Annotated in this window: 25 protein-coding genes; 7 read left to right on the top strand and 18 right to left on the bottom strand. The window is 64.6% G+C overall.

Annotated elements, in window-relative coordinates:
• Positions 1 to 65: 65 nt before the first annotated feature.
• Entirely contained in the window at positions 66 to 605 is a 540-nt protein-coding gene (locus tag Q1W26_RS19230; protein ID WP_300443427.1) for an ATP/GTP-binding protein, read from the bottom strand.
• Between the two features lie 7 nt (positions 606 to 612).
• Positions 613 to 1,830, bottom strand: coding sequence for a hypothetical protein (locus Q1W26_RS19225; protein WP_300443425.1), 1,218 nt, complete (start codon positions 1,828 to 1,830; stop codon positions 613 to 615).
• Between the two features lie 338 nt (positions 1,831 to 2,168).
• Between Q1W26_RS19225 and Q1W26_RS19220 the strand changes: the two genes are divergently transcribed.
• Positions 2,169 to 3,230, top strand: a complete 1,062-nt coding sequence (locus Q1W26_RS19220) for a serine endopeptidase (RefSeq protein WP_300443422.1) — start codon at positions 2,169 to 2,171, stop codon at positions 3,228 to 3,230.
• Between the two features lie 24 nt (positions 3,231 to 3,254).
• On the opposite strand, the gene Q1W26_RS19215 is transcribed toward Q1W26_RS19220, so the two are convergent.
• From Q1W26_RS19215 to Q1W26_RS19190, 6 genes are all read right to left on the bottom strand, one after another.
• The gene (locus tag Q1W26_RS19215; RefSeq protein ID WP_300443419.1) at positions 3,255 to 3,728 is read right to left on the bottom strand and encodes a MarR family winged helix-turn-helix transcriptional regulator; all 474 of its coding nucleotides are present in this window, start codon (positions 3,726 to 3,728) and stop codon (positions 3,255 to 3,257) included.
• 105 nt (positions 3,729 to 3,833) lie between these two features.
• Complete coding sequence (locus Q1W26_RS19210) at positions 3,834 to 4,433, bottom strand: hemerythrin domain-containing protein (protein ID WP_300443416.1); 600 nt, start codon at positions 4,431 to 4,433, stop codon at positions 3,834 to 3,836.
• Between the two features lie 23 nt (positions 4,434 to 4,456).
• Positions 4,457 to 5,215 carry an ABC transporter ATP-binding protein gene (locus Q1W26_RS19205; RefSeq protein ID WP_300443413.1) on the bottom strand — a complete coding sequence of 253 codons (759 nt, stop codon included), beginning with the start codon at positions 5,213 to 5,215 and terminating at the stop codon, positions 4,457 to 4,459.
• A 2-nt stretch (positions 5,216 to 5,217) separates the two neighbouring features.
• On the bottom strand, positions 5,218 to 7,008 hold the full coding sequence (locus Q1W26_RS19200; RefSeq protein ID WP_300443410.1) for a branched-chain amino acid ABC transporter ATP-binding protein/permease: 1,791 nt from the start codon (positions 7,006 to 7,008) through the stop codon (positions 5,218 to 5,220).
• Positions 7,005 to 8,042 (bottom strand): branched-chain amino acid ABC transporter permease, encoded by a 1,038-nt coding sequence (locus tag Q1W26_RS19195; protein WP_300443408.1) that lies wholly within the window; start codon positions 8,040 to 8,042, stop codon positions 7,005 to 7,007. Before Q1W26_RS19195 ends, Q1W26_RS19200 begins: the two co-directional genes overlap by 4 nt.
• A 109-nt stretch (positions 8,043 to 8,151) precedes the next feature.
• Positions 8,152 to 9,297, bottom strand: a complete 1,146-nt coding sequence (locus tag Q1W26_RS19190; RefSeq protein ID WP_300443405.1) for an ABC transporter substrate-binding protein — start codon at positions 9,295 to 9,297, stop codon at positions 8,152 to 8,154.
• Positions 9,298 to 9,479: 182 nt separating this feature from the next.
• On the opposite strand from Q1W26_RS19190, the gene Q1W26_RS19185 reads away from it, so the two are divergent.
• The gene (locus Q1W26_RS19185) at positions 9,480 to 9,683 is read left to right on the top strand and encodes a hypothetical protein (RefSeq protein ID WP_300443402.1); all 204 of its coding nucleotides are present in this window, start codon (positions 9,480 to 9,482) and stop codon (positions 9,681 to 9,683) included.
• Here the strand turns inward: Q1W26_RS19185 and Q1W26_RS19180 are convergent.
• The 10 genes from Q1W26_RS19180 to Q1W26_RS19135 form a co-directional block, all read right to left on the bottom strand.
• Positions 9,658 to 10,044: a tautomerase family protein gene (locus tag Q1W26_RS19180; RefSeq protein WP_300443399.1), complete on the bottom strand. Its 387-nt coding sequence runs from the start codon at positions 10,042 to 10,044 to the stop codon at positions 9,658 to 9,660. The two genes, Q1W26_RS19185 and Q1W26_RS19180, sit on opposite strands and share 26 nt — an antisense overlap.
• A 9-nt stretch (positions 10,045 to 10,053) precedes the next feature.
• On the bottom strand, positions 10,054 to 10,554 hold the full coding sequence (locus tag Q1W26_RS19175; protein WP_300443396.1) for a flavin reductase: 501 nt from the start codon (positions 10,552 to 10,554) through the stop codon (positions 10,054 to 10,056).
• 32 nt (positions 10,555 to 10,586) lie between these two features.
• Positions 10,587 to 11,546: a PDR/VanB family oxidoreductase gene (locus Q1W26_RS19170; RefSeq protein WP_300443393.1), complete on the bottom strand. Its 960-nt coding sequence runs from the start codon at positions 11,544 to 11,546 to the stop codon at positions 10,587 to 10,589.
• Positions 11,547 to 11,590: 44 nt separating this feature from the next.
• Positions 11,591 to 12,328 carry an SDR family NAD(P)-dependent oxidoreductase gene (locus Q1W26_RS19165; protein ID WP_300443390.1) on the bottom strand — a complete coding sequence of 246 codons (738 nt, stop codon included), beginning with the start codon at positions 12,326 to 12,328 and terminating at the stop codon, positions 11,591 to 11,593.
• 10 nt (positions 12,329 to 12,338) lie between these two features.
• Entirely contained in the window at positions 12,339 to 12,815 is a 477-nt protein-coding gene (locus Q1W26_RS19160; protein WP_300443387.1) for an aromatic-ring-hydroxylating dioxygenase subunit beta, read from the bottom strand.
• A 16-nt stretch (positions 12,816 to 12,831) separates the two neighbouring features.
• On the bottom strand, positions 12,832 to 14,106 hold the full coding sequence (locus tag Q1W26_RS19155) for an aromatic ring-hydroxylating dioxygenase subunit alpha (RefSeq protein WP_300443384.1): 1,275 nt from the start codon (positions 14,104 to 14,106) through the stop codon (positions 12,832 to 12,834).
• A gap of 65 nt (positions 14,107 to 14,171) precedes the next feature.
• Positions 14,172 to 14,693 (bottom strand): nuclear transport factor 2 family protein, encoded by a 522-nt coding sequence (locus tag Q1W26_RS19150; protein WP_300443381.1) that lies wholly within the window; start codon positions 14,691 to 14,693, stop codon positions 14,172 to 14,174.
• A 7-nt stretch (positions 14,694 to 14,700) separates the two neighbouring features.
• Entirely contained in the window at positions 14,701 to 15,060 is a 360-nt protein-coding gene (locus Q1W26_RS19145; protein WP_300443379.1) for a hypothetical protein, read from the bottom strand.
• A 22-nt stretch (positions 15,061 to 15,082) separates the two neighbouring features.
• A complete protein-coding gene (locus Q1W26_RS19140) occupies positions 15,083 to 16,249 on the bottom strand; it encodes an acyl-CoA dehydrogenase family protein (RefSeq protein ID WP_300443376.1) in 1,167 nt (388 codons plus the stop codon).
• A gap of 18 nt (positions 16,250 to 16,267) precedes the next feature.
• Positions 16,268 to 17,383, bottom strand: coding sequence for an amidase (locus Q1W26_RS19135; protein ID WP_300443373.1), 1,116 nt, complete (start codon positions 17,381 to 17,383; stop codon positions 16,268 to 16,270).
• 721 nt (positions 17,384 to 18,104) lie between these two features.
• Between Q1W26_RS19135 and Q1W26_RS19130 the strand changes: the two genes are divergently transcribed.
• The 5 genes from Q1W26_RS19130 to groL form a co-directional block, all read left to right on the top strand.
• The gene (locus Q1W26_RS19130; RefSeq protein WP_300443370.1) at positions 18,105 to 18,536 is read left to right on the top strand and encodes a hypothetical protein; all 432 of its coding nucleotides are present in this window, start codon (positions 18,105 to 18,107) and stop codon (positions 18,534 to 18,536) included.
• Positions 18,527 to 18,622: a hypothetical protein gene (locus Q1W26_RS21555; protein WP_366143710.1), complete on the top strand. Its 96-nt coding sequence runs from the start codon at positions 18,527 to 18,529 to the stop codon at positions 18,620 to 18,622. The genes Q1W26_RS19130 and Q1W26_RS21555 overlap by 10 nt, the downstream gene beginning before the upstream one ends.
• A gap of 218 nt (positions 18,623 to 18,840) precedes the next feature.
• Positions 18,841 to 20,262, top strand: coding sequence for a hypothetical protein (locus Q1W26_RS19125; protein ID WP_300443367.1), 1,422 nt, complete (start codon positions 18,841 to 18,843; stop codon positions 20,260 to 20,262).
• Positions 20,263 to 21,146: 884 nt separating this feature from the next.
• Positions 21,147 to 21,437, top strand: a complete 291-nt coding sequence (gene groES, locus Q1W26_RS19120) for a co-chaperone GroES (protein WP_296406202.1) — start codon at positions 21,147 to 21,149, stop codon at positions 21,435 to 21,437.
• Between the two features lie 58 nt (positions 21,438 to 21,495).
• On the top strand, positions 21,496 to 22,651 hold a 1,156-nt coding region (gene groL, locus Q1W26_RS19115), incomplete at its 3' end, for a chaperonin GroEL (protein WP_300443363.1).

Below are 22,651 nucleotides of genomic sequence, written 5' to 3'. Positions count from 1 at the left end.
CGCTCCGTGAGCTTTGCGCCACGGAATCAAGCGGCGCTATCCGGCTCTTGAAGCGTGACGCAAGATCAGGCCTTCGCCAGGGGGTCGATGGTGCTGAGGACGGCTTCGATGAGCAGGCACACGTCGCGGCGGGCGCGGGCGTCGACTTCGAAGACCGGCACGCAGCCAAAGCCGGCACGGTCGAGTTCGGCCTGGAAGTCGGCCAGGCGCGGGGTGGCGCGAAGATCGGTGTGGGTGACGCCGATGGCCACCGCGGTCTTGCGGATGAAGCCGCTGAAGGCGCCGAGATAGAAGCGGAGTTCTTTAAGCGGATCGCCGCGGGAATTGTCGATCAGCAGGATCAGGGCGATGCCGCCTTCGGTGAGGATCTCCCACATGAAGTCGAAGCGCGGCTGGCCGGGGGTGCCATAGAGATGGATGGTGCTGCCGTCGGCGAGCTTCATCGCGCCGTAGTCGAGGGCGACGGTGGTGTTGGGCTTGAGCTCGCGGACTTCGTCGGAGGCGACGGCTTCGGTGCGTATCGGCGGAATGTCGCTGGCGGCCGACACGGCCGTGGATTTGCCGGCGCCGACGGGGCCGGCAAAGATGATCTTGTAGTGACTCATCCGGGGGTCAGCCGGGTGCAGCCTCGCCAAGACGGGCACCGAGCAGCTTGCCCAGGATGCGTTTGAACAGGCCGCGCATGGGCGGGGCCGCGGCGGGCGTGCTGCCGGTGGCGTCCAGCCGGGCCGCGGCCAGGGCTGCCGGGGTGGCAATCTGCTCGACCAGGCCAAGGGCGTGGCAGGCGCTGTAGAAGGCGAAAACGTAGCGCTGGGGGACTTCGAGGGTCCGCACGGTGTCGCGCAGGCTGAAGCTGCCCCTGGACCACAAGCCGGCGATGCGCATGGCTTCGGGCGGCACCGCGAGGCGCGTGAGGTTGGGCCAGCAGTGCAGACGTACCGGGTGGTCGAGATCCGTGCCGCGGGGCAGTCGCCCGCGGGATGCCCACAGGGCCACGTCCCATTCGAGGGCTTCCAGCGGCCGGCTGTCGAGGCCGGCAACCTGCGGCGCGTCGCGGGCTTCGACCCGGGCCATATTCACCGTGCCGCGGGTGGGCAGCTGGGACAGGGCGCGCAGGGCGTTGGTGCTGCGCGCCTGGTAGGCGAGGCCGTGGCGGGGGTCGAGGAAGAGCGCGGTGCCGCTGCGGTCTTCGAGGCGAACCGGGCGCTGGATTTCACGGGCGTGGGCCAGGGCACGGGCGATCTCGCCCTGCAGGAACAGCTCCGGCGCGTAAAAAATGGCGGCCCGGGCCGCGGGGTCGTCCAGGTTCACGTCGGGCATGGAGCCCACGTAGAAGGTGGACATGCGCTCTTCGAGCTGGCGCAGCAGGGCGACCGGGTCGGCGCTGGCCGGGCGGGGGGCGACGTGGCCGAGCAGGGCCTCGATCGGCATTTCGTCGGGGATGTCGTCGGCGCTTTCGAGGGCGGCGGCGTCAAGGCTGCGGGGGCGGTCGCCGGTGGTGGGCGGCAGCAGGCGGCGAACCTGTTCGAGCGCCGCGGAAAACGCGGCCAGGCCGACCGGCTTGGTCACTTCGATGGTCAGGGGGTCGTCGCCATGTCCGGGCGACTGGGCGCTGACGATGAGCGGCCGGGAGGGGTAGAGCAGCCGATGGCCTTCGAGCAGGTAGGTGCCGAGATCGTTGTCGATGTCGATGAAGGCCACGTCGGCGGCTTCTTCTCCGGTGATTTCACAGGCGCGGGGGCCGACGCGGGAGAGAAAGATCTCGAAGGCATACAGCGAGCGGCTGTCCATGCCGGAGTGGCAGAGGCGCAGGGTGGTCTGGGCTGTCATCGGTAACGTTCTCCCGGTAGGTCAGGGGCAAGGCTGGCGATGCCGGTCCGGCCGGCAGGGCATCACGCCCGTTCTGGCGCTTTTCGCCGCGAGTCATCCCGCAGGCCGCAGCGTGCCGCAATTGCGATGTGACGATTGATTATAGGGGGCTCTCTGGCGTCGCTATGGGGTGTATTTGGGTACTTCTGTTATTTATGCGGATTTTGACAAATTGACACGATTTGCTCGGCGGCGGGCGGGAGCGGGCCGGATGGCGCGTGCCCGTTTATGATGGGTGAGGGGAAGGCGCGCCGCCGTGGGGCGCCGCCGATGGAAGCAGATGTTGCGGGAGGTACGGGATGAACAAGGCGTTGAGGTTGTCCGAAAAATGGTTTCGCGTCGGCCTGTGGCTGGTGGCCTTCGTGTTTGGCAGTTTCCTGATCGGCCTGGGCGGAAAGGTCGTCGCCAACCTGCCGAAGGTGGAGCAGCGCTACACGCTGGAGGATTTCATCGACAAGCCGGCGGCCGAGAAGGCGCGGGCCTCGATCCGGGAGGCCCGGCTGACCCGCCAGGAGGCCGACGACGCGCTCGATCAGGCGCAGCTCAAGCTCAACGCCCGGCGCGCCGACACCGCCAGTGCCCATGAAACTTTCAACAACTGGCTGGCGACCCGGCAGGCCACCCGGCGGCCCGAGCAGGACCCGGAGCTGATCACCCGCACCACGGCCCTCGATGCGCTCAAGCTGGGCGAGCGCCGGGCGCTGGCCGCCGTTGAAAACCAGCAGCAGATCGCCCTCGATGCCCGTCAGGCCGAGCAGCGCGCCCTGAAAGAATTGCAGCAACTGGAGCAGACCGCCGGGTCGGCCTTGTCGGATGCCCTGCAGGGCCAGGAGCTGCGCGTATTCCTGTATCGCCTGGCGCTGACCCTGCCGCTGCTGGGCGTGGCCGGCTGGCTGTTCGCGAAGAAGCGCAAGGGCAGCGGCTGGCCCTTCGTGTGGGGCTTCATCTACTTTGCGCTGTTCGCCTTTTTTGTCGAGCTGGTGCCCTACTTGCCCGACTACGGCGGTTACGTGCGTTATGCGGTGGGCATCGTGGTGACCGTGGTGGTCGGCCGGCAGGCCATTGCGGCGCTCAACCGTTATCTCGAGCGCCAGAAGGAGGCCGAAGCCCGGCCCGATCTGGAACGTCGCCAGGAGCTGGGTTACGACACCGCGCTGGCGCGCCTGGCCAAGAGCGTGTGCCCTGGCTGCGAGCGCAGCGTGGACCTTAAAAACACGAGCATCGACTTCTGCCCCCACTGCGGCATCTGCCTGTTTGACCACTGCGGAAAGTGCACCGAGCGAAAAAGCGCCTTCTCGCGCTTTTGCCACGCCTGCGGCGCATCGGCACAGGATGCTGCCGGGGGTGAAACGGGTCGCTGATGCCGGCCGGAACGCCGGCGATGTTCAGTCGTCGGTGAAATTGCGGAAGACCACTTGCAGTGTCTGGGTGAGCTTCTGCAGTTGGGCGTCGCTCAGGCCGGTGTAGCCCTTGACGAAGATTTTCTTGGTGGCTTCCTGGATGCGGTCGGTCAGCTCGTAACCCTTCTGGGTGACGAAAACATCGGTGATGCGTGCGTCATCAAGGTTGGTGCGGGTTTCGACCAGGCCGTCGTCACGCATGCGCTGCACGATCCGGGTGATGGTCGAGAGCTTGATGATGGCGTGGGTTGCCAGCTCCGACACGCTCACCGGGCCCTGCCGGCGCAGGATCAGCAGCACGCGCCGGGCCGGGATGTCGGTGCCCAGCTTCTTGAGGACTTTCTCCATCTCCAGGGCATACACGCTATGCACGCGGGCGAGCCAGTAGAACGGAAATTCCTCGTAGCTGAAATCTTCGTGATCCGGGAGGTAGCGGCTGCTTTTCTTTTGGGACGTCATGGCAATCTTCGTTTGCAGACAGGGGCATCGGGAGGCCGGCCCGAGAGCATACCTTAGCGTGCCGTCATCCCGAAACAGGCGCTGGCCGGCATGACGGCGGGGCACTCAGTCATCCTTGTACGGCCCGCCACCCAGCCCGAGCGGGGCCGGAGTCGCGGCCACCAGCCTTGAAAAGAGCCGCCGGAAATCCTCGTCGCCGTCCGGCGTGCGGGTGCCGCTCATGGGGTCGGGCGTGGCCTGGCAGCCGGCATCCGCCCGCGCCCAGTCGTCGGCAGTGAAATGCCGTTTGAGCAGCGGCAGGATCTCGCGCTCTTCGAGCAGCATGTGGTTGCGGTAGAAGTTCGCGTAGGTTTCGAAGGCATCGGTGAAGGCCTCGAAACCGTCCGGGGCGCCGTCGGCGTAGCCTTGCAGGGCGGCGTCGAGGGCCTGGATGCGGGCCTCGGCCAGCCCGTGCTCGGCCTCCAGCCGGGCCAGGGCGTCTGCGCCTTCAGTGGTGCGTGCCTTGAGCGGCCCGAACAGAAACTGGTCTTCCTTCGGGTGGTGGCGTTTTTCGGGATAGGCGTCGAGGTAGTGCACCATGGCCTTGAACAGCTTGAAGTCCGGCGCCAGCCGGCCCACGCCGACTTCCCTGATCATGAGCCGGATGGCGTGAATGATCGCTGCCAGCGACTGGTGTTCATCCATGATGATGCGGATCGCTTCCATCGGAGTGTCCTTGTAGTGTCGGTTCAGGTGGAGAGCATGGCCTGGTGCTTGCCGCCGAGGCCGAGGTAGGCCTCGATCACCCGCGGGTCGTCGGCCAGGGCGTGAGCGGGGCCCTGCATGGCGATCTGCCCGGTTTCAAGCACGTAGGCGTAGTCGGCCACCTGCAAGGCGGCGCGGGCGTTCTGTTCGACGAGCAGGATGGATACGCCGCGCCGGCGCAGTTCGGCCACGATGCGGAAGATTTCGCGGACGATCAGCGGCGCCAGCCCGAGGCTGGGTTCGTCGAGCATCAGCAGCCGGGGCTTGGCCATCAGCGCGCGGCCCACGGCCAGCATCTGGCGCTCGCCGCCCGACAGCGTGCCCGCAAGCTGCGTGCGCCGCTCCTTGAGCCGCGGAAACAGCTCGAACACTTCGTTCATGGTCCGGGCCTGATCCCGGTGGCCCATGCGGTAGCGCTGGAAGGCGCCCAGCTCCAGGTTGTCCTCGATGCTCATCTCGCCGAACAGCTCGCGCTTTTCGGGCACGAGGTTCATGCCCCGCGCCACCATCCGCTCCACTTCGGGAACGGCCTCGATGGTGCCGTCGAAACTGACCCGCCCCGCCGATCCGAGCACGCCCATGATGGCCGACAGCATGGTGGTCTTGCCGGCCCCGTTGGGGCCGATCACGGTGACGATCTGCCCCTCGCCAACCGTGATGCTGGCGTTGGAAAGGGCTTCGACCTTGCCGTATGAAACGCAGAGCTTGTCGATCTGCAGAACGGGATTCTTCACTTCGTTCATGCTTACACCCCTCCCAGATAAGCTTCGAGCACGGCCGGATCCTGCTGGATTTCTTCGGGCAGGCCTTCGGCAATCTTCTGGCCGAATTCCATCACCACCACCCGGTCCACCAGTCCCATCACGAAATCCATGTCGTGCTCCACGATGAGGATCGCCATGCCTTCGGAGCGCAGTTTGCGCAGCAGCTCGCCCAGCGCTTCCTTTTCTTTCAGGCGCAGGCCGGCGGCCGGCTCGTCGAGCAGCAGCAGGCAGGGGTCGGAACACAGGGCGCGGGCGATCTCGAGGATGCGCTGCTGGCCCAGGGCCAGGCTGCCGGCTTCGTCAAACATGTGCTGGGCCAGGCCGACGCGTTCGATCTGGAAGGCGGCCTCTTTGAGGAGGCGCGCCTCTTCGGTGCGATCCTGGCGCCAGGCGGCGCTGATCACGCCGCGCTCGCCGCGCAGATGGGCGCCGATGGCGACGTTTTCGAGCACGCTCATGCTGTGCAGCAACTTGACGTGCTGGAAGCTGCGGCTCATGCCCATTCCGGCAATCTGGCGGGAATCGCGGCCGGCAACGGGCTGGCCGAGAAACAGCACCTCGCCGGAGGTGGGCGTATCGACGCCTGAAAGCTGGTTGAACATGGTGCTCTTGCCGGCGCCGTTGGGGCCGATGAGAGCGAGGATCTCGCCGGCCTTAACGTCGAGGCTCATGTCGTTGTTGGCCACCAGGCCGCCAAACTTGCGGGTCACGTTGCGGGCCTCGAGGATGCGCTCACCAACCTGGGGCAGGGTGCGCCGGGGCAGGCTCTCGGCGCTGGCGTCGATGGTCTTCTGCACGGGCTTCACCGGCACCAGCCTGGCCAGAACCGGCCACAGGCCGTCGCGGGCGCGCTGCAGCACGATCACCATCATGACGCCGAACACAATCACTTCGAAGTTGCCGTTGGAGCCCAGCAGCCGGGGCAGGATGTCCTGCAGCCATTGCTTGAGGATCGTGATCAGGCCCGCGCCGACCAGCGCGCCCCACACGTGCCCGGCACCGCCGACCACCGCCATGAACAGGTATTCGATGCCGATGTGCACGCCGAAGGGCGTCGGGTTGATGAAGCGCTGCATGTGGGCATACAGCCAGCCGGACGCACAGGCGTGCAGCGCGGCGATCACGAAGATGATCATGCGTGAGCGCGAGGTGTTAACCCCCATCGCCTCGGCCATCACCATGCCTCCCTTGAGCGCCCGGATCGCGCGCCCCTCGCGGGAGTCGAGCAGGTTGCGGGTGGTGAATACCGCCAGCAGCAGGAAGGCCCAGATCAGGTAATAGATCTCGCCACCTTCATCCAGGGTCCAGCCAAAAATGGCGATCGGCGGGATGCCGGTGATGCCCGAATGGCCGCCCAGGCTTTCGAGGGTGCCGAACAGGAAATACAGGCTGATGCCCCAGGCGATGGTGCCCAGCGGCAGGAAATGCCCCGACAGTTTCAGCGTCAGTGACCCGAGGATCAGCGCCACCACCACGGTCAGCAGCAGGCCCAGGCACAGCGTGGCCCAGGGGGACGAACCCGCCCAGGCGATCCAGCCCGGCAGCGCCGGCGCGGTGGTGAGCACGGCGGTGGTATAGGCGCCCAGCCCGACAAAGGCGGCCTGGCCGAAGCTGGTGAGGCCGCCCACGCCGGTGAGCAGCACCAGGCCCAGGGCCACCATGGCGTAAAGGCCGATGTAGTTGAGCAGCGTGACGTAGAACGACGGCAGCAGCGCCGGCATGGCCAGAACCAGGGCGAGGAAGGCGCCCAGGACGAGACGATCTTTTCTCATTCTTCCTCCTCCACATGGCGGGTGGTGAGCGAGCGCCACAACAGCACGGGAATGATCAGGGTGAACACGATGACTTCCTTGAAGGCGCTGGCCCAGAAGGACGAGAAGGATTCGAGCAGCCCGACCAGCACGGCGCCCACCGCGGCCAGCGGGTAGCTGGCCAGCCCGCCGATGATCGCGGCGACGAAGCCCTTCAGGCCGATCAGAAAGCCCGTGTCGTAGTAGATGGTGGTGATCGGGGCGATCAGCACGCCCGACAGGGCGCCGATCAGCGCCGCCACGAAGAAGGTGAGCTTGCCCGCGAGGGCCGGTGAAATGCCCATCAGGCGCGCGCCGTTGCGGTTGATCGCGGTGGCGCGCAGGGCCTTGCCGTAAAGGGTGCGCTCGAAGAACTGGTAAAGGGCCAGGATCAGCACGACGGACGCCATCACGACCCACACCGTCTGGCCGGAGACCATCAGGGGGCCGATTTCAAAGTTGGCGTCACTGAACGCGGGGGTGCGCTGGCCTTCTGCACCGAAGAAGAGCAGGCCCAGGCCCACCATCGCCACATGGACGGCAACCGAAACGATCAGCAGGATGAGTATCGGTGCCGAGGCGATCGGCTGGAACACCAGCCGGTACAGCAGCGGCCCCATCGGCACGACCACCGCCAGGGCCAGCACCACCTGCGCCACCAGCGGCAGATCCTTCACCGGCAGCAGCGTCAGCAGCGCGACCAGGCCCAGCGGGTAGCCGACATTCCAGCCGAGCACGCCGGCGAGCTTTTGGGTCTGGCCGTTCCTGAGTGCAGTGGCACCGTCGATCAGCGCCACCAGCGCACCCATGCCGGCCAGCAGCCATGCCGTTGCCGGCATCGATCCGCCCTGCAGCATGGCCAGGGTGAGGGCTCCGTAGGCGACAAACTCGCCCTGCGGAATGAAGATGACCCGCGTGACCGCGAAGACCAGCACCAGGGCCAAGGCCAGGAGCGCATAGATCGCACCGTTGGTGAGTCCGTCCTGCGCGAGCATCAATGCAATCTGAACGTCCATGAAAATCCCCGTCCGCGGTGGAGGTGCCTGTCGCGGAAATGCGGTTGCTGCCAGGCGCGGCAGATGAAGGCTCCCGGAGCGCCAGGGCTCCGGGAGAGCTGGCCTGCCCTTACTTCAGCAGGGTCCAGGTACCGTTGGAGACGGTGATCAGCTCCCGGCCACGGTCGTCGAAGCCGCTGTGGTCGGCCGGCGTCATGTTGTAGACGCCCTGGGTGGCGGCCAGCTCGCGGGTTTGCTCGAGGGCATCGCGCAGGGCCGAGCGGAACTCGGGCGTGCCCGGCTTGCCCTTGGCCAGCGCCAGCGGAATGGCTTTCTCGAGCAGCAGGCCGGCGTCGAACATGTTGCCGCCGAAGGTGGCGGGCGTTACGCCGTAGGTCTTCTCATAGGCCGCCATGTAGCCCTTGGCGATCTTCTTCGACGGGTGGCTGTCGGGCACCTGGTCCAGCACCAGCATCAGGCTTGCCGCCAGGATGGTGCCCTCGACCTTTTTGCCGCCGAGCTTCAGGAAGTCGGGCAGCGCGGCGCCGTGGGTCTGGTAGAACTTGCCCTTGTAACCGCGATCGACGAGGGCGAGCTGCGGCAGCACGGCGGGGGAGCCCGGTGCGGCGATCAGCACCACATCCGGCCGGGCGGCGATCACCTTGAGGGCCTGCGCGGTCACCGAGGTGTCCTGGCGCTGGAAGCGCTCGTCGGCAACGATGCGGATGCCTTTCTTGGCGGCGCCCTCGGCAAAGACCTTGCCCCAGTTTTCGCCATACGGGTCGGCGGTGCCGATGAAGCCAACCGTCTTCACCCCGGTCTTGGCCATGTGCTCCAGCAGGGCCGAGGCGATCAGGCCGTCGTTCTGCGTCGTCTTGAAGACCCACTTCTTCTGTTCGTTCATCGGCAGGACCACGGCCGCCGTACCGACCGGCGCCAGCAGCGGAACGCCCGCCTCGGCGATGAACTGGATCGCGCCCATGGCGTTGGGCGAACCGGATGGGCCGATGATCGCGTCGACGTTCTCCTCGCTGATCAGCTTCTTGATGGCCACCACCGAAGCGGTCGGATCACTGCCGTCGTCGAGCGGGATGTAGCGGATGCTTTGCCCGCCGGCCTTGGTCGGCATCAGCGGCACGGTGTTCTTCTGCGGAATGCCAACCATCGCGATCGGCCCGGTGGAGGACGATACGACGCCGATTTTGACCTGGGCGTGGGAGGTGCCGGCAAACAGCGCCCCGATCAACAACGAAACTGCCAGATGCTTGAACTTCATTGGATGTCTCCTTCAGGAAGTGGAAGTGAATGACCAGAACCGACCGATGCAAACAGAAAACACTGCACACAAAGACGGGTTGAATTCATATTTTTTATCACGTGATTTTTCACGTTTATGGGCGAAACAATAACATGAATGCCAACCCTTGAAGCCTTTGCTGAAGCAATGTTTGAGACTGAATGCCTGAGCAGCTTGATGCTCCTGCTTACACGTGGACTAAAGCACTTCGCGTGCCATTTTTACTATTTTTTAAGGCGCTGTTTTTATTGATGTATTTCAAGCTCGGGCCGGGGTTTTGGGCTTTTGGCGCTCACCCCGGCACCGGCTTTGTGCTGCGTTGCACCAAAGTCGCGCAGCCTAGCGGCCGAGCGAGCGGGCGGTGACGCCCTTCATGCCGAAGTCGGTATTGGCAATATCCAGAATCATGATTCGTACCGGGTCGGCCGGCACGTCGAGGGTTTCTTCGATGGCGCGGGTCAGGCCGCCGATCAGGGCTTCCTTCTGGGCTTCGCTGCGGCCGGCCACCAGCAGCGCATGCACGGTGGGGCCGCCGGGCAGATCGGCCTCCTCCAGCGTGACGCCGCCGACACAGACATGCGCCCGGGCCAGTTCGATCAGGAAGATCCGCACCGCCTCGCGCGGCGCCCCGATGGTGGCGACGACCGCATCGGTCATGCGCTTGAGCAGGGCGGTCTTGCGTTCGGGTGCAAAGCCTTCGACGAGATAGACGTTGAGATTTGGCATCGCGCGGCCTCAGGAGTCGAGTTCGGCGGTTTCGCCGACGCCGTGGTAGCCACGGTTGAAATACACCAGCCCGGCCTGCGATGCGCCCTGCCGGACGCCTTCGACCTCACAGTAGAAGACGCTGTGCGAGCCCACGTCATGGGTCTGCACGATGCGGCAGTCGAAATTCACGACGGCATCGTCGAGCAGCGGGCTGCCGGTGGCGAGGGCATTCCAGCCGATGCGGGCGAAACGCTCTTCCATGGTGATGCTGCGATCCGCGAAGATCCCCGACACATCTTGCCGTTCGGCGCCGAGCACGTTGACGCACAGCACCCCGTTGCCGCTGAAGATCGGGTGGGCCCAGGAGGCCCGGTTCATGCACACCAGCAGCGTCGGCGGCTGGTCGGTGACGCTGCACACGGCGGTGGCCGTGAAGCCGGCGAGGCCCTGGGGGCCGTCGGTGGTGATGATATTGACCGCGCCGGCCAGCATGGCCATGCCGTTGCGGAAGTCGGTGATGTCGACCATGGTGTTCTCCTCTCTTGTGGGGGCCGGGCGCCTCAGATGTCCAGCACCAGCGTGTCGCTCCTGGCGCGCGAGCAGCACAGCAGGATCTGGTCGTTATCCGCTTTTTCTTCGTCGGTCAGGAAGACGTCGCGATGATCGGGCGTACCTTCCAGCACGGTGCACAGGCAGGTGCCGCACACCCCTTGCTCGCACGACATGGTGACCTTGATGCCCACGCCGGCGAGGGCCTGGACAATGCTCTGGTCGGCTTCCACGCGCACGCGCTTGCCGCTTTTTTTGGCGATCACCTCGAAGGCGGTGCCGCCGCTCGGGGCGGTGGCCTGGAAGTATTCCTTGTGAACCTGCGCGTCGGGGATGCCGAGCCGGCTGGCTTCGCCGATCACCCAGTCCATGAAGCCGGCCGGGCCGCAGGTGTACACATGGGTGCCGGGCGTGGCGTTGGCCAGGGCCCGGGCCAGATCGAGCTTTTGATCGGCGGCTTCGTCGTCGAAATGCAGATGCACCCGATCGCTGAAGGGGCTGGCGCTCAGCTCGTCGATGAAGGCGCTGGCCGAGCGGCTGCGGCCGCAGTAATGGAGTTCGAAATCCTTGCCGGCATCGGCCAGGGCGTGGGCCATGGCGATCATCGGCGTAACCCCGATGCCGCCGCCGACCAGCACGGAACGGCTGGCGTCCATGCTCAGCGGAAAATGGTTGCGCGGCACGCCGACCCGTACTTCGGTGCCCTCGCGCAGGTGCGCGTGGGCAGCCACCGAGCCGCCCCGGGAGTTGGGATCCTGCAGGATGCCGAGGCGGTAGGTGCGCCGCTCGGCCGGGCTCCCGCACAGGGAATACTGGCGCACGAGGCCCTCGCCCAGGTGCAGGTCGATGTGCGCGCCGGCCTCGAAGGCGGGCAACTCGCCGCCGTTGGCATTCACCATGTCGAGAACGACGACGCCGTGCCCCTGTTCCTGACGCCGGCTGACGACGACCCTGATAGTTTCTTCGGACATAAGGCTGCTTTCTCTTCTGCTTGTCAGGTGGAGTGGCGGGGCGCCTAGCGCATGAAGATGCCGCCGTTTACGTCCCAGGTGGCGCCGGTGGTGAAGTCGGCGTCGGGCGAGGCCAGCGTCACCACCAGGTCGGCCACGAATTTCGGGTTGCCGAGGCGCTTTACCGGGATCATCTCGATCAGCTTTTCCAGGCGTTCCGGCGGCACGGCGGCGCGCACCGAGGGCAGTTCCATGGGCCCCGGGGCGATGGCATTGACCGTGACGTTGGAGGGCGCCAGTTCGCGGGCAAAAATCTTGTTCATCGTGAGGATGGCGCCCTTGGACGAAGCGTAGTGCGCACCCGACGCGGTGCCGCCATTCTGCCCGGCCAGCGAGGCCAGGTTGATGATGCGGCCGTAGCCTGCCGAGGCCAGGTGCGCGCCGAACACCTGGCAGCCGAAGAAGGTGCCGCGCAGGTTGATGGCGATGACTTCATCGAACTCTTCGGCGCTGATCTGCATCACCGGCGTGGTCGGGGTCATGGCGGCGTTGTTCACCACCACGTGCAGCGCGCCCCACTTGGCCAGCACCGCGGCCAGCGCGGCTTCGAAGTCTTCCTTGTGCTTTACGTCGAGCTTGAGGGCCAGCACACGGTCGCCCGCGCCGAGCTGCCCGGCCGCGGCCTCTGCCAGCGCTGCGTTGCGGTCGGTGAGCACGACCCGGTAGCCGGCAGCCAGAAGCTGCGTGGCGATGACGTTTCCCAGGCCCTGGGCGGCGCCGGTAACGAGGGCGACCTGTGACATGTCCGGCTCCTTAGAGGATGTAGCCGATACCCTGGAGCGTATCGGTCGAGTTGATGAGTCGGATGATCTTGCGCCGGATCAGGAAGCTGCCGCCGCTCTTCACGAGATCGAAGGTGACGTCGGCACTGTAGTGCTTGAGCACGTCCTTGCGGAATTCGCGCAGGTTCTGGGCGCAGCGCACCGTGACGTTGGTGCCGTCGTTGGCCAGAATGCGGAAGCGCGACACCGAGCGGATGGTGCGCGGCACCGGCGAGGTGGAGATCGATTCGCCGCTGCCCAGCCGCGCCACGCGCTTTTCGCGCATGGCGGCGTCGTCGTAGGCGTAGTTGAGGGTGTTGGCGAAGTCGGTTTCGAGCGGGTCGATCGGCACGATGTACAGGCCGTCGGGGGTCCATGATTCAAGCCACGGTGCGTATTCGCCGTGGTCGAGCATGTCGGCTTCCTGCCACAGGAAGGCGCTTACTTGGGTGATGAGTTCGGTGTTCATGAGGGTCGTCTCCGGGTCAGGCAGTCATCAGTTTTTTCCACTGCTGGTAGGCAGCGCGCATGCCGGTTTCGGCACTCACATCGCTGGCGCGGCCGTCGGCGGTTTCCTTTTCGCCGGCGAGGCCCCGGTTCAGCATGATCCACAGATCCTTGCCCGAGCCGGAGCCCTTCTGGACGCGCTCCCACGCTTCGGAATCGTCCGGCGTGCCAAAGCCCATCGGGCCCTGGAAGTGTTCGTGCATGCGCAGGCGGGCCTGGTTGGCGGCTTGCGGGCCACCGTCCATGGTGATGACCGCGTGGTGGATTTCGGTTTCGGTGACCGAGATCGGCTGCAGCACGCGGAAGAAGGCCATCGAGCAGGCGATGTTGGGGAAGATGTTCAGGTTGAAACCCGAGCCGCCCACGGCGCGCACGATGCGGCGCACCTCGTCTTCCGGATTGCCTTCGGCGCGCAGCGCATCGGCCAGCGCGGCAAAGCGTTCGGGGATGGGCGCATCGAGATTGGCTTCCAGATCCACGAGGGCGGGGATCATCACCATCACGCTGTGGCCGTTGCCCAGGTCTTCCACGTAGCCGGTGCCGGTGACGAAGTCGAGCATCTCTTCGGTTTGCTTATCCACCGAGGAGAGGAAGGATTTGTGCACCAGCGGGAAGTGGTAGGCGTCGGTGGTGTTTTCGAGCTGGATCTTCCAGTTGCCGGGGAAGCGGAAGCGATGCTCGCCGGCCACCTTGACCGGGAAGCCGCCGCCCTGCTTCATGAAGAGGTCCATCCACTTCTTGGCGGGGCCGAGGTAGTCGACCAGCGGCTCGACATCCTTGTTGAAGGTGGCGAACAGCATGCCGGCGTATTCCTCGACGCGAAGACTGACCAGGCCCAGTTCGCCCTTCTCGAGCTGGTCGGCGTAGCTCTCGGGATGAGGCACGCCGCGCAGGGCGCCGTCGAGGGAGTAGCTCCAGCCGTGGTAGGGGCACACGAAGCTGTTGGTCTTGCCCTTCTTGCCTTCGCACACGGTGGCGGCGCGGTGGCGGCAGCGGTTGAGCAGCACGTGCGCCTTCTGCTTGCGGTCGCGCACGACGATGACCGGCTGGCGGCCGATGTAGGTGTTCTTGAAGCTGCCGGCTTCCGGGATTTCGCTGGTGTGGGCAACCCACACCCAGGTGCTGGAGAAGATCTTGTCCATCTCCGTTTCGAAGATCGCCGGATCGGTGTAGAGCGAGGTGTGCACCCGGTCCGCCTGGACCCGGTCGCCGAGGGTGAGAGCCTGGTCGGCTGTGTCGGTCTTGCTCGTCATGATGAATTCCTTGTGCAGTGGCCGGGGCGTGCCCGGTGTGAAATGGGGGCTGTTGCTGTTCTGGCTTAGTCCGGCACGGGCAGGGGGGCGGAAACGTCCCACGCATCCACCGGCCGGCTGAAAAGGTTTTCGGTGCGGAAGTGGGACATCCGCCAGCGGCCCTTGCCGCGTGCGAAATCCACCCTCAGCCGTGCGGCATTGAGGTGCGAGCGGCCGTCGGCAAAGGTGGAGGTCTGCAACATCACCCAGCTGCCGCGGGCGGTGTTGGCGGAGGACAGCTCGATCAGCTCGGAGGTGAGGAAGTGCACATTCACCGAGAAGTGCGCGGGCTCGGTCATGTAGCCGGCGAACATCCCGCGCAGTGCGCCGCGCCCCTCGAGGCGCCCGAAGGTGCCGCGGTACTTCTCGCCGATGCCCTCCCAGATGGCGTCCCGGGTGAACAGGCCGACGAGTTCGTCCAGCGGGGTGGCGGCATCGAGCGCGTCGCACAGCACCATGTAGCGGTTCATGCAGGCACGGATCGCGTGTTCGCTCTCGAAGCGGGCAAGGCGCGTTTCGAGACGCCGGAGTTTCTTGCTGTCGGCCATGGCGGGCTTATTCGGGAATGATCAGTTCGCGGCCGATGCGGGCTTCGACGCGCATGTACTTCCACAGCTTGTAGGTGCCGTCGCCCACCGGCGTAACGCGGAACAGGTTGCAGGCGGCGGTCACCGTCTCGTAGTCCGGCACGTCGGCCAGCACGTAGGTGGTCCAGGGGAAGGCGACCGAGGGGCCGACCATGATCTGGTCGTCGTCCATGTTGCCGAGGACGGTGACGCCCGGCAGGCTCGGGATGCCGCGCATCATCGCCACGAAGGCGGCCCACACGTCCTTCATTTCTTCGGGGGTGCCGTCCATGAAGTTCTGGTTCACGCCAATGCAGAACAGGACGCGCAGGGGTTTCTTTTCGCTCATAGCAAACTCCGTCAGGTGGATTTCAGAGGTAGCCCGGCATGGGCTTGAGGCCGAACAGCATCGCGCCGGCGTTCTGGTAGGTGATGTCGCCCATGAAGGCGTGCTGGGTGATCATCTGCACGTCGCGCACCTGGGCCGCCAGCGGGCTGGATTCATAGACGCCGGTCATCCCGGTGAGCATCTGCGCGCGGCGGGTCACGTCGGCGCCGACGCGGGAGGCGTGGGTGGTGGACAGGCGCAGCATGCTGACCTGGTGATCGCTCGGCTCGCCGCCGGCCAGCAGCACCTGCCAGGCGTCGTCGATGGCGCCGTAGAACCACGACCGCGCGGCGCGCAGTTCGGCCTCGATCTTGGCCACTTCGAGCTGTACGTAGATGCGGTCGCCCAGGTTCGGCGCGCCAGTGACCGAGGTGCGGCCGGCGGCCATGCCCAGCACTTCGTCGATGGCGGCGCGGGCGATGCCCAGCGCGACAACGGACAGCACCTGCGCGGCGAGGGCCAGCGTGGGATAGCGGTACAGCGGAGTGTCGAGCGACGACGCGCCGCCGCGCACGAAAGTCCATTCTTCCGGCACGACCACGTCGGTCACCACCAGATCATTGCTGCCGGTGCCGAGCAGGCCGGAGACGTCCCAGTTGGGCACGATCTGCACTTTTTCACGGGGCATCACCGCCATGCGCGGCAGGCCCAGGCCTTCGCCGCTCTTGGGTTGCACGCCCACGCCGATCATGTCGGCGCCCATCGAACCGCTGCCCCAGCTCCAGCGCCCATTCACCTTGAGGCCGCCTTCGACTTGCTGGGCGGGCTGCGGCGGAAAAATGCCGCCCGCAAACACCACGTCCGGGCCGTTGGCGTAGAGCTTGGCCAGCGTCTCCACCGGCAGCGAGGCCAGGTATTTGCCGCCGATGCCGAAGCTCGCCACCCAGCCGGCAGAGCCGTCGGCGCCGGCGATCGTCTCGACCAGCTGGCAGAATTCCGCCGGCGATTTTTCGTCGCCACCAAAGCGTTTGGCAACCAGCGCGCGATAGACGCCGACTTTCCTGAAGCGTTCGATGATGTCCTGCGAGATGAACTTCTGTGCCTCGAACTCCTTGCGACGGCTGCGAATGTCCTGCAGCAGCCCTTCCAGCGAGGTGACTTCCGGCGCCTTGGCCGCGCTTTCCTGCGGATCCTGCAAATGAGCCAACATGGGTGTCTCCCGTCGTAACTAGTCTTGGTTGATCTGGTGAGCGATGTGCCGGGCCACGGCACACAGCAGTTCGTCGTCGTTTTTGGCCGCCACGAGTTGCAGGCTGATCGGGAAGCCCTGTACCGAGGGCAGGGGGATCGCGATGGCCGGGTGGCCGGAAAGATTGAAGGGGCGCACCAGCGAGGTCATGCCGACCAGCTTGCTGGTGTCGGCCGCGGCTTCGAGCAGCGGCGGGGCGTCGGCCATGGTCGGCAGGGCCAGCACCGGAAAATCACGCAGGGCGGCATCCACTTCTGCGGTAAAGGCCGCGCGCACGGCTTCGGCGGCTTCAAGGTCGGCCGGAGTGGTTTTGGATGCGGCCAGCAGGCGCTTCGCCACGTCCTCGCCCACCAGGCCGGTGGCCACCAGCTCGCCGCAGGCGGCCCAGGTTTCGGCGTTGATCACCACCAGGCCGGCGTCGTAGGCCTGCACGAAGCGGCCCAGGCTCACCGGCGCGGATGCCAGGCCGCTCTGCCGGATCGCGGCTTCGACGGCCTCGCGGATCGGCGCGATGGCCTGCACCTGCACAAGCCCGATCGACACGCCTTCGATCGGTGGCAGGGCGTCGAAGCCGGGGGCGATCACCCGCATGCAGTCGATCAGCGCGTCCATGTCGGCGGCCAGGGGGCCGACGCAATCGAGCGAGCTTTCGGCGGGCATCACGCCCTTGCGGCTGACCCGGCCAAACGTCGGCTTGAGGCCGAACACGCCACAGCACGCCGCCGGAATGCGGATCGAACCGCCGGTGTCCGTTCCCAGGGCAACCGGCACCTGCCCGCCGGCAACCGCCGCGGCCGAGCCGCTCGACGAGCCGCCCGGCACGTGGGCCGGAAAGCGCGGATTGAGCGGCGTGCCGGTCCAGTGGTTGATGCCGGTCGTGCCGAAGGCCAGTTCATGCAGGTTGGTCTTGCCCGCCAGGTGGTAGCCGGCATCCAGCAATCTTTCGACCACCTCCGCGCTGGCCGTGGCCGGTGCTGCCGTTTCCAGTGCCCTGCAACCGGCTTTGGTGGCAAAGCCGGCGACATCGATCGTGTCCTTGATGGCCACTCGCGGCCCGTGGCCACCCAGGTTGAGCTGCTCGACAAAAACCGTCATTGATCTGCCCTCGGTAAAGTCCGGCTCGCTTCGATGTTGCCCCCGTTGTCGAACGGGGCGTCGCAGAGCATGGTTGAAGATTAGGTTTTAATACTTTACAAGTCAACTGATTTTTCACGCGTTATGTGTCGGTAAGGCCGAGCGGAGTTCGCCTCCGGAATGAACGGCGTCGGGCGTAATGGACGGGTGCGAGGGCGGGGGCTCGAGCAGGGCGGCGCCAGACTGTGGGGGCGACTTCAGTCGCCCACGGAGGCGGATCAACGGCTTGCCTGTGATTCAACGCGCGGATGGGCGACTGAAGTCGCCCCCACAGAGAAGCATCGGTGAATGCCGACCGCACGTTCAGACCGAACGGTGGCAAGTGAATCAAAGGGCCGGGTTAATAGAAGTGGACACTTCCATGACCCTCACCCCGCCGCGCCGTACCCGTTGCACCCACTCTGCCCTTACGTGTGGCGGCCTCTGAGCCGCTGGCCAGCTTTGTCCCGGTACAGCTTTCCCCACGCATTGCTCCACCCGTCCGGCTGGAATTGCGCAAAGGTGCCGCCGTGGTCGCGGTAGACTGGCTCGCTGACGCTCTCCCAAGCCCAGTTCGACGCCCTGGTGCTGGGGCTGCCCTGGCAACAGCTGCGGGATGACGTTGTGATTCGAATGACCTTACAGTGCACCATCAGGGGATGCCCGGATGCCCGCAAGGACGCGCCGGAGGCATGATCTGCCCATGGCTCTCCCCACCAACCTTCACGAACTAGACGCCGACGCCCTGCGCCAGCTGCTCATCGCGCAGAATCGGGAGCTCATCTGGCGCCAAAGCAAGATCGACCAGCTCACCCATGAGCTGGCACTGCACAAGCGCTGGCGCTTCGGGGTCAAGACGGAGCGCCTGTCGGCGGAGCAGGCCCAACTGTTCGAGGAAACGGTCGAGGCGGACCTGGCAGCAATGACCGAGGAGCTCGAACAGCTCTCCGGCAAACCCGCATCCGCCAAGGGCCAGGCCAAGCGCAAACCCCTGCCGCCCGAGCTGCCTCGCACTGAGATCCATCACGAACCGGACAGCACCACCTGTGCTTGTGGCTGCCAGATGAAACGTATCGGCGAGGACGTGGCCGAGAAGCTCGACTACACCCCCGGCATGAGCCCTTCGTGTATCTGAAGGATGTGCTCACACGCCTGCCGACTCAGCCACAGAGCCGGAACGGGGAGTTGTTGCCGCATCGGTGGAGGCCGGAGTCAGCCTGAGGCTCGGCCAAGAGGGGATTGCCGGGGGCTTACCGTGGATTGGGCGACCCGTGTGATTGAGTTAGATCAATCTGCGTGGAATAAAATCAGTGATTAATCGATTTCTAATATAGCTTGTGATTGATCACTGCTTTTTGTTTCACGATTGGTTTGTCATGCGCATCAACGCATCAGGGCGCTGAGCGCTTTGGGCACCGCGTTTTCGGGAGGATACCAAAATGGGCATCAGCAAGTTCCTGGCGACCTTGGTCGTGTGTCTGCTCTCAGCGAATGTGCTTGCAGCACCTGCATCTGAAGGCGCCTTGTGGGAGAACAGGCACGTCACCAAGCACGTCAAGACGTACGAGGGCACCAAGTCGTGCATCGAGTGCCACGACGAAGAGGCTGCCGACGTTTTCAAGTCGATCCACTATCAGTGGAGTGCTGAAGCACCGAACATTTCAAATGCAAAGGGAAAGCGGATCGGGAAGCTGAATTCGACGAACGACTTTTGCACAAACCCGTCGGTTAGCTGGATTGGCATCCTGACCAACAACGACGGCAAGGTGATAGGCAACGGTTGTTCGAAGTGCCACGTCGGACTTGGTTTGAAGCCGGAGCCACAAATGACACAGGCTCAGTTGGAGAATATCGATTGTCTGGTCTGCCATTCGCCGAACTATCGGCGCGACGTGGTCAAGAAGCCTGACGGTACGTTGGCCTGGCAGCCCAAGGCGATCAACAATCCGGAGCAGATGCTGTCGATTGCGCAGCACATCAGCAAGCCGACCAATGAGGTCTGCATGCGTTGCCATGTCGGATCCGGCGGTGGCATGAACTTCAAGCGTGGCGATATCGAGACGGCGCACGCAGGTGCCGATCGGGACTTCGACGTCCACATGGGCAGTAATATGCAATGCATCCAGTGCCACAAGTTCAAGGATCACCAAGTCGTGGGCGCAGGTACTCAGATGAGCGGCAAGGATCTGCCCGAGGCGCGTGGTCAGTGCGAAAACTGCCATAAGGGGCGTCTGCATGCGAAGGCCGAAAACGATCGCCATGGCAAGCGTGTGTACTGCACGACTTGTCACATCACGGTGTTTGCTCAGCACGATCGGACTGACATGCGGCGCGACTGGAGTCAGGCCGAGGCGGTAGCGGGCGAAGGCCGGTTCGAGCCGAAGATCGAGTTTCAGAAGGATGTGAAGCCGGTCTACACATGGTGGAATGGCACGGGTGAGATTGCACTGCTGAACGAAGCGGTTCGTGTCGGCCCGAACGGCAAGGTCGGCATGTACGTGCCGAACGGCTCGCGCAAAGACCCCAAGGCGCGCATCTACGCCTTCAAGTATCACACCGCGAAGGTGCCGATCGACACCACCACTGGAATGTTGATCCCGATTCAGGTTGGGCCTGTGTTCAAGACGGGCAAGATCGAAGCCGGCGTGAAGGGGGGCGCGAAGGCGTGGTTCGGACGTGACGTGGAGAAAGTCGGCTGGGTCGAAACCGAGCGCTACATGGGGCTGTTCCATGAGGTCCAGCCGAGCAAGAGCGCGCTGAGCTGCCGCGATTGTCACGAGGGTGGTAAGGGCTTGGACTGGAAGGCGCTCGGCTATCCGGGTGATCCGGTCAAGGGCAAACTGCCGAAGGGATCGTTCTGAACGGTTGCAGCCATTGAGTTGACGCCGTGGAGGCACTCGAACTGCAGTGCCTCCATTTCATTAAATTTGCGATTCGAGAGCTGCTTTGGATGTCATCGAGCCCGCAGGGGCGGGCTCGATGGGGTTACCAGCTAAATGCCTCGAACGGGGCGCTTACTTATTGCGTCGTTAGAGTCCCGTTCGTACCCTCTCCGTCGGTAGGCATGGTGGTCTCCTGGAGTGCGGCATGGGAGCCACAGGAAACCACCAATGATTATGCGCAGGCGAAATCCGCTACTGGAGCCTGCAGGCGTGTTGGCCACGGCCATTTCAAGCCACGCCGCCGGTGACTCAACATAATGGCGGACGCGCTTATGTCGAGTTCAGCATAACCGCAAGAACTGGCTCTTTGCCGGGTCGCTGCGCGCCGGCAAGCGGGCCGCGGCGATCATGACCGCCTCCGGCTCCAACATCTCCTGCACTCCGCAACCAACGCGGCGCACAGGATTCACCTCGATGTGCTTCGTTTCCAACCTTTGCCTCGTTGTGAATGAGGGGGCAATTCCTCGTGTCGCTAGGGGGGGGCAATTTACGATGTCGCCTGACAGCCAGCGGCAGAAACTCAGCCTCAGCAGTCGTTCGACCGGGCATCCTCGCACATGATGGCGGTAGGTTCTCGCAAGAGGTTCGGAGGTTCAAGTTATCTTGCGAAAGGTCCAAGTTCGGTTGCGAACGAAAAAAAATACGAGCCGCCGCACTTGAAAAGCGAACAGGCCGTCCCTATTATTAGCACTCGTTGGCGGTGAGTGCTAACAGCATCCGCCACCAGACGCCAGACATCAGTCGGCCCCATTTTTTCTGACGGGCAAGTTCGCCCGGATCGAACCGAGTAGGAGAGCTCTAATATGAAAATCCGTCCCCTGCATGATCGCGTGATCGTCAAGCGCGTTGAAGCCGAGCGCACCACCTCCAGCGGCATCGTCATCCCCGACTCCGCCGGCGAGAAGCCCGATCAAGGCGAGATCCTGGCTGTTGGCAATGGCAAGATCCTCGAGAACGGCGACGTGCGCAAGATGGATGTGAAGGTGGGCGACCGTGTCCTGTTCGGCAAGTACGCCGGCCAGACCGTCAAGGTCGATGGCCAGGAACTGCTGGTCATGCGTGAAGAAGACATCATGGGCGTGGTCGAGGCCTGAGCCTCATTCCCCCCGCGTCGTCGCTATCCTCATTTAAAGAATTCCGGAGAAACACAGAATGGCTGCTAAAGAAGTAAAGTTTGGTGATTCCGCTCGCTCCCGCATGGTTGAGGGCATCAATGTCCTGGCCGATGCCGTCAAGGTGACCCTGGGCCCCAAGGGCCGCAACGTCGTGCTCGAGCGCTCCTTCGGCGCCCCGACCGTGACCAAGGACGGTGTGTCCGTGGCCAAGGAAATCGAGCTCAAGGACAAGTTCGCCAACATGGGCGCCCAGATGGTCAAGGAAGTCGCTTCCAAGACCTCCGACATCGCCGGTGACGGCACCACCACCGCCACCGTGCTGGCCCAGTCGATCGTCCGCGAAGGCATGAAGTTCGTTGCCGCCGGCATGAACCCGATGGACCTGAAGCGCGGCATCGACAAGGCTGTCGTGGCCACCATCGAAGAGCTGAAGAAGCTGTCCAAGCCCTGTTCGACCAACAAGGAAATCGCCCAGGTCGGCTCCATCTCCGCCAACAGCGATTCCTCCATCGGCGAAATCATCGCCAACGCGATGGAAAAGGTCGGCAAGGAAGGCGTCATCACCGTTGAAGACGGCAAGAGCCTGAACAACGAACTCGACGTCGTCGAAGGCATGCAGTTCGACCGCGGCTACCTGTCGCCCTACTTCATCAACAACCCGGAAAAGCAGGTTGCCATCCTCGACAACCCGTTCGTCCTGCTGTTCGACAAGAAGATCTCCAACATCCGTGACCTGCTGCCGATCCTGGAGCAAGTCGCCAAGGCTGGCCGCCCGCTGCTGATCGTCGCTGAAGATGTGGACGGCGAAGCGCTGGCCACCCTCGTGGTGAACAACATCCGCGGCATCCTGAAGACCTGTGCCGTCAAGGCTCCGGGCTTCGGCGACCGTCGCAAGGCCATGCTCGAAGACATCGCCGTTCTGACCGGCGGCCAGGTGATCGCCGAAGAAGTCGGCCTGACCCTCGAAAAGGCCACCCTGGAAGATCTGGGCCAGGCCAAGCGCATCGAAGTGGGCAAGGAAAACTCCATCCTCATCGACGGCGCCGGCCTTGCCGAGCGCATCGAAGCCCGCGTCAAGCAGATCCGCGTGCAGATCGAGGAAGCCACTTCCGACTACGACCGTGAAAAGCTGCAAGAGCGCGTGGCCAAGCTGGCCGGCGGTGTTGCCGTGATCAAGGTTGGCGCTGCCACCG

The sequence above is a fragment of the Zoogloea sp. genome (genome assembly GCF_030157465.1).
Lineage (GTDB): Bacteria > Pseudomonadota > Gammaproteobacteria > Burkholderiales > Rhodocyclaceae > Zoogloea.
The sequence above is the reverse complement of the archived record's forward strand: the minus strand, read 5'-3'. Positions and strand labels throughout refer to the sequence as shown.